This window comes from Dolichospermum sp. UHCC 0259 (genome assembly GCF_009711935.1).
Taxonomy (GTDB): Bacteria; Cyanobacteriota; Cyanobacteriia; order Cyanobacteriales; family Nostocaceae; genus Dolichospermum.
In genome coordinates, this window is sequence record NZ_VIKX01000309.1 from 1 (window position 1) to 6,191 (window position 6,191).

Sequence of the window (6,191 nt, forward strand, 5' to 3'; positions counted from 1 at the left end):
TTCAATTCATTTACATTCCCATTGTGATGAAGATTGGCAAAATTTGATTTCTGATGAGTTAGAAAATTTAGCAGATGATTAAGGGTTTGTGAACTGCGATCGCGCAAGTGCTGCATATTTATCTAAAAGTGCAACTATAACCGCACGGGCTTTTTTATCAAAGTCTATAGATACAGCCTTAACTAGGTTTTTGTTACACTTATTACTTATTGTATCAATAAACGCATTTTTGACAACAAAAACAGAATATCTGACGATACCATCAGATGACATTTGAAAAACCTCCTCTTACTATTGTAAATTTTTGTAAAATTGATGTCTTTAAAACTAGAAACCTGCTTACTAGATAGCTAAACTAAAAATCAAGTGCATCTGTACTGTTAATAATCAAAATTGTAAATGTGGCACTATAGCCTGAATGATCCCAGTTCAACTTATCATTAAAAATTTTCTCAGTTACCGTGATGCAAGTTTAGATTTTAGCGGCTTGCATACGGCGTGTATTTGTGGTTCTAATGGTGCGGGAAAATCTTCCCTTTTAGAAGCTATCACTTGGGCAATTTGGGGTGAAAGCCGTGCTACTGTTGAGGATGATGTGATCCATTCTGGTGCGAAAGAAGTCCGAATTGATTTCACTTTCCAAAGTGGACAGCAAACTTATCGGGTAATTCGCAACCGGGTGAGGGGTGGAACTAGCATTTTGGAATTTCAAATTGAAACTCCTACTGGGTTTCGTCCCTTGACGGGTAAGGGATTAAAAGCCACTCAGGATGTGATTCTCGAACATATTAAGCTAGATTATGAGACTTTTATTAATTCGGCTTATTTGCGTCAGGGAAAAGCCGATGAATTTATGCTCAAACGTCCTGCTGAACGTAAGGAAATTTTAGCAGAGTTATTGAAACTAAATCAGTATGATGAGTTGGAAGAACGAGCCAAGGATAAAGCTAAACTTTATAAAATCCAAGGAGAAGATTTAGAAAATTCCTTAGCAAATATCAAAATTCAACTCCAACAACGGGAAATAACGGAAAGTCAACGCACTGAGTTAGAAGCGCAACTAAATGATTTACAACAGGTGCAAGCTTTTGAAAATATTCAGTTACAAAGTTTACAGGTTATCCAACATCAAAGACAAAGTTGGGAACAACAATTAAATTTTGTGCGGCAACGATATGATAATCTGAGTCAGGATAGCGATCGCTTACAACAAGAACAAATAGCCGTAAAATCCCAATTAGCAGATTTAGAAAAGATTATCAATCAACAAAGTGATATTCAAGCTGGTTATAGTCAATATCAAAATCTGCAATCTCAAGAAGAAATTTTTGCAGCTAAATTTGAACAACATACCCGCGCTACCAATTTAAAACAACAAAAACAACAACAGTTATATAAACAAACGCAAGATTTAGAACGTCAATTACAACAGGCTGAAGCCCAATTAGCAGCTTTAGAACAGCAAGAACAAGAAATTACTCAAACCTTGAGTAAATCTGGGGATATCGAAACAGCCATATTACAATTAAATAAAGCCCGTCAGCATTTGACTAACTTAGATCAATTGCAAATGCAGGTAACACCATTATTACAACAAAGAGCCAGTTTGCAAACTCAATTAGATCGCACTCATGCTAGTTTAATGGCGCGGTTGGAGCAAATGCAAGCCACAGAAAAACAATTACAAAATCAACATCACCGGCAACCCCAATTACAACAAGCAGTAGTAGAAATAGGAACGCAAATTGAAGAATTAGAAAAAAAGCGCGTTTATCTCCAAAGAGTTCAAGAAAAAGGACAGGAAAGACGACATTTTATTGAACGTTTGCAAGCCCACCAACGAGATTATGAAAGGTTGTTAGGAGAACTAGAACAAAAATTGCAAATGTTACAAAATCCCGATGCTAGTTGCCCTTTGTGTGAACGTCCTTTAGATGAACATCATTGGAGTAAAGTTATCGAAAAAACCCAATTAGAATATGAAGATACCCAAGGACAATTTTGGGTAGTGCGGGAACAACTTGCAGTTTCAGATCGAGAAATTCAGGTACTCCGACAAGAATATCGAGAAATATCCCAAAAATTATCCGGTTATGATTCATTGCGCGAACAACGGGGACAATTAGCCGCACAGTTAGAAGCTACAAGTGATGTCCAACAACAGTTATTACAAATTATTGCCCAAAAAGAACATTTAGAACGTTCTTTAGAAAGTGGTGATTATGCCCCTGAAAAACAAATAGAAATTCAGCAATTAGATCAATCTCTTCAACAACTTAATTATAGTGAACAAGACCACGCCCTTGCCCGCAGTGAGGTAGATAAATTACGCTGGGCAGAAATTAAACAAGGACAAATTAAGGATGCCTTAAAACGCCAAGCGCAACTAATAGCTAAAAAGCCAGAATTAACAGCAAATATTACTCAATTACAATGGCAACTGCAACAGGGACAAACTGATTCTGATTGTGCGAAGGAAATTGCTAATTTAGAACAGCAAATTGCGGAAATTGGCTATAGTTCTGAACAGCATAATTATCTGCGTCAAGGTGTGCGACAAGGGCAGGTTTGGCAATTACGTCATCAACAATTATTATCAGCACAATCACAATATCCGCAATTAAGTAATAAAAATCAAGATTTAGAAGATTCATTACAAAGAATCTTGAAAGAAAGAGGACTATTAACTCAAGAAATTGATAATATTGTTAAACAATTATCTGATAGTGCCAACCCCACAGCCCAAATTAATAATTTAGAACAACAATTAGCAAACCGCAGACGGGAACTAGATAATAAAATATCCCAGTTAGGGCAATTAAAACAAATGTCCCTGCAATTGGAAACTTTACAAAATCAGTATGACCAAGGAATACAACAATTACAAACTTGTAAACAACAACAGCGGGTTTATCAGGAATTAGCCCAAGCTTTCGGTAAAAATGGGATTCAAGCTTTAATGATTGAAAATATTTTACCTCAACTGGAAGCGGAAGCTAATCAATTACTTTCTCGATTGAGTGCAAATCAATTTCACGTCCAATTTATTACCCAAAAAGCGGGACGTAGTGGCAAATCTAGCAAGAAAAATGCTAAATTAATAGATACTTTAGATATCTTAATTGCTGATGCTAGGGGAACGAGATCCTATGAAACTTATTCAGGAGGGGAAGCTTTTAGAATTAACTTTGCCATTCGTTTAGCGTTGGCAAAATTATTGGCACAAAGAGCAGGAGCATCATTACAATTATTAGTAGTAGATGAAGGTTTTGGGACTCAAGATGGGGAAGGATGCGATCGCCTAATTGCTGCCATTAACGCCATCTCATCGGATTTTGCCTGTATTCTCACTGTCACCCATATGCCCCACCTTAAAGAAGCCTTCCAAGCCAGAATAGAAGTGAGTAAAAATCAACAAGGTTCACAATTACAATTATTGATGTAATCTCAATCTTCCTTTGCGTCTTTGCTCCTTTGCCTCTTTGCGCGAAATCCTAGATTAAAAATACCACCTAACTGGGATAATGTAAAAAAATTTAACATTATCTACTAATGCTGAGATTAATTACTGACTTTGACGGACCAATCATGGATGTTTCGGAACGCTATTACCGTGTTTATCAATTGTGTCTAGAGAAAACCCGATATCCTCAACAAACAATTACAGAACTGTCTAAAGCCGAATTTTGGCAACTCAAGCGATCTCACACTCCCGAACTCCAAATTGCCTTAAAATCAGGTTTAGATGCCCAGCAAGGGCAAGAATTTTCCCAAATCCGTAAACAAACAGTTCACACCTTACCTTATTTCCAGTATGATGTTATTGTCCCCACAGCATTAGCCGCACTCACCCAAATTCAAGCCGCCGGTGTTGATTTAGCCGTAATGACTATGAGGAGAGTACGAGAACTAGACTATGCTTTTAATCAACATAATTTAAGTCAATTCTTCCCAGAAAATCGCCGTTATTGTCTGAGTAACGACTATGTAAAAACCCGTGATGTCGAAGATAAACCTTTATTAATGGCTAAAGCCTTAGCTGAACTCCCCCCTGCGGCTGATACTTGGATGGTGGGAGACACAGAAGCCGACATTACCGCCGCCAAAAAACATAATATTAAAATTATCGCTGTTGAATCTGGTATCCGCGATCGCTCACAACTAGAATCCTATCAACCCGACATGATTGTGGCCGACTTAAAAACCGCTGTAAATTTGATCCTCAAGCAGTAAACACAAAAATAATGGGTAATCGGCAATAGACATCTCCGAAAATTGAATGTGCGTCGTTTGAAACCCTTGTAGAGACGTTTCATGGAACGTCTCTACAATCTTTACCGTAGAAGTCTAATGAACCAAACGTGAGTTCGACCAATAATTTTTAACCCATCTGGTAAACCTCTCCTAAGAGGGTGTTTAAAAAGTCATGATTCATGTATCAAATATTTTGACCCCTCCCTAACCCTCCCCTTGCAAAGGGGCTTGTGTGTACACCGTAGGCTCTTCGAGAGGGGAACTGGATTTTCAATAAATTCTTTCTCGTTGTAGAGAAGTCCCAGATAGATTTGAACTATCTCCCGATTGGGTAATTCAAATTCTTTCTCCTGAACAGAAATCAAATAAAGTGATTGGCAATATCTTGTATTGTATGGAGCATGGATGTAAATTAGGATGGTTTCTTGATCCTGATGATTTAAGTATTTTAGTATTTTTGTGCGATCGCCAACCAATACTAATGGAAAAAACCGATATTCTGCCTGCATTGGCAGGAATAGAGTTAAAATTAACTGTTGATAATGTATTTGGCTGGTTGACAATGGCTTAACTAAGCAATACATTGGACAAGATAAGAGTCTTACTAACCCAGTCACACTGTTGGATTCCCAGGGCATGGCTAACTTGGTTGAAGAGGCTAGTAGTTCGTCAAATTTATTTTGACGGGTAATGATAGGAAAAAACTTCTGTTTTTCCCTCCCCTACTTCCCCTACCCCCCTACTTGCCTTTACCCGTCATTTTTGGATTGACAGACTACTAGTCAGGATTATGAATAGCCGGAGTAGGGGACGGCTATGGCTAATTATGGGATAAAACAAAAGATTAGATTGGTTTTTAATCCATATTAATTGCGGCTCAGAAAATAAATAATCAACCAGAACTTTCCTATCAAATGGTAATGCTTTAGGTGAACAACAATTTTTTAAAGAATGGACTATATAATGCCGCTGGTGGAATTATCCGAATTGGATTGGCTATCCTGACAATTCCCTTACTAATTCGCCTGATTGGCGTTGAAGAATACGGTTTGTGGACACTTTCTTGCACTGTAATTACAATTGTTGCTTTAGCTGAGGCTGGTCTTGCTACAGCAACTACCGTGTTTGTTTCCCAGGACTTAAGAAAGGAAGATGTTAATGGGCTATCACAAACTTTAACCATTACCGTCGGGGGTATGCTTATACTGGCTACCCTTGCGGCGATCGCTCTTTTATTTGGTGCTGATGGTATTATTGATCTGTTTCCTAAAGTAGGAAAAACACAACATTCAGTAGTTGTACAAGCGTTACAGATTGGTGGACTCGTTATCTGGGCAAAATTATTTCAACAAGTTTTAATAGGTATAGAGCAAGCTTACCAGCGTTATAGTTTACTAAATATCTTGAATACGATGCAGAATTTTTTGCTGAGTTTTGGGCTGTTTGGGGTAGCTTGGTTTGGTGGTCGGACGGTAGCACTTATGCAGTGGCAAGCTTTGACTACAATAGTAACATTATTAAGTCATATTTGGGTGGTACTATCTCTAATTCGTGGTGTCAGCCTAAAGCCTATTTGGAAAACAGAAAAGGTTATGGCAATTGCTAACTACAGCTTAACTATCTGGTTAATGTCATTAGGGACTGCTGTATTCAGTAGAGGGGATCGGCTGATTGTTGGTTATTTTTTGGGTTCTGAAACCCTGGGAATGTATGCTGGAATTACTGATGCAACATCGGCAATTAATTCATTTTCAGCATTACCTGTTCAGCCTCTTGTCCCAGTTCTGAGTAATTACTCAGCAAACGATAGTATGGGTAATCCAGAGTTTACCCAAAAGATAAAACAGGCTCTGGAAGTGAACGCCCTCTTTGCCCTTGTTTCGTAACTGTTCACACTCCCCCACTAAAAAGGAATTAGGAAGTAACAGGGATAGGAG

The 6,191-nt window shown here is 38.1% G+C and carries 5 protein-coding genes; 4 read left to right on the plus strand and 1 reads right to left on the minus strand.

Going from position 1 to position 6,191, the window contains the following annotated elements; translation table 11 throughout:
- Positions 1 to 78: 78 nt before the first annotated feature.
- A complete protein-coding gene (locus FJR05_RS25090; RefSeq protein WP_168646616.1) occupies positions 79 to 273 on the minus strand; it encodes a hypothetical protein in 195 nt (64 codons plus the stop codon).
- Positions 274 to 418: 145 nt separating this feature from the next.
- On the opposite strand from FJR05_RS25090, the gene sbcC reads away from it, so the two are divergent.
- From sbcC to FJR05_RS25110, 4 genes are all read left to right on the plus strand, one after another.
- Complete coding sequence (sbcC, locus tag FJR05_RS25095) at positions 419 to 3,445, plus strand: exonuclease subunit SbcC (protein WP_168646617.1); 3,027 nt, start codon at positions 419 to 421, stop codon at positions 3,443 to 3,445.
- Positions 3,446 to 3,552: 107 nt separating this feature from the next.
- Positions 3,553 to 4,233, plus strand: coding sequence for an HAD family hydrolase (locus tag FJR05_RS25100; RefSeq protein ID WP_168646618.1), 681 nt, complete (start codon positions 3,553 to 3,555; stop codon positions 4,231 to 4,233).
- 298 nt (positions 4,234 to 4,531) lie between these two features.
- Complete coding sequence (locus FJR05_RS25105; RefSeq protein WP_371416942.1) at positions 4,532 to 4,825, plus strand: Uma2 family endonuclease; 294 nt, start codon at positions 4,532 to 4,534, stop codon at positions 4,823 to 4,825.
- A 358-nt stretch (positions 4,826 to 5,183) separates the two neighbouring features.
- Positions 5,184 to 6,140, plus strand: coding sequence for an oligosaccharide flippase family protein (locus FJR05_RS25110; protein WP_168646619.1), 957 nt, complete (start codon positions 5,184 to 5,186; stop codon positions 6,138 to 6,140).
- Positions 6,141 to 6,191 lie beyond the last annotated feature (51 nt).